This window comes from Ornithinimicrobium kibberense, from assembly GCF_006519705.1.
Taxonomy (GTDB): domain Bacteria; phylum Actinomycetota; class Actinomycetes; order Actinomycetales; family Dermatophilaceae; genus Ornithinicoccus; species Ornithinicoccus kibberensis.
Window position 1 is genome coordinate 1 of sequence record NZ_VFXM01000039.1, and the last position, 687, is coordinate 687.

At 75.0% G+C, this 687-nt stretch carries 1 pseudogene; it reads left to right on the forward strand.

Annotated features, from left to right (window positions below):
• Positions 1-687, forward strand: a pseudogene (locus tag FJR00_RS15880) (hypothetical protein); the annotation flags it as partial.

Consider the following 687-nt stretch of genomic DNA (forward strand, 5'->3'; position numbering starts at 1 on the left):
GCGTGGCTGCGGGTGCACGACGACGGGACCGCGACGGTGGGCGTGCGGACTCCGTTGATCTCGGGGGTGGGGGTGTTCGCCCGGGTGGACCGGATGGCCCGGGCGTTGCGGGGTGCTGGGGAGGAGCGGTCGCTGGCGCAGCTGCGTTCGGACCTGTGCGCCAGCCTGCTGCTGCACGGCACCGTGGAGGTGCCCGAGGTCGTCGACGAGCTGGTCACGCCGGAGGACCTGGACACTCTGGCCGCCGTCACGACGGCGACCCCACCGTTGAACCTGCAGGTGGTCGTCCCCTGGGACTCGCTGACCGGCACGGTGGCCTGCCCCCGGTGCGCGCACACCGGCCGCAGCACGGGCCGCCCGGGCCTGGAGCATCCGCACGGCCTCAGTGGTCTCGTCGGCACCCGTGACGAAGCCGGTGATGGTCAGACCGGGCTCGGGCCGTTCACCCTGGCCGACCCTGGCTGGCCTCCGCTGCCGGACTGGCTGGTCCGCAGATGCGGGGACCAGTCTGCCCGGTTGCCCTCGGCAGGGCCACCGAGCACGCCAGGAGCGTCGTCGCTCTCGCCAGACGCGCCGCCCTCGCCAGACGCGCCGCCCTCGCCGGACGAGTCGGCACCGATGGCCGTGCCACAGGGCGGGCCGGTGGTGGGGCAGGCTGCGTTGCCGGGGGTGGCCTGGTCGGGCACG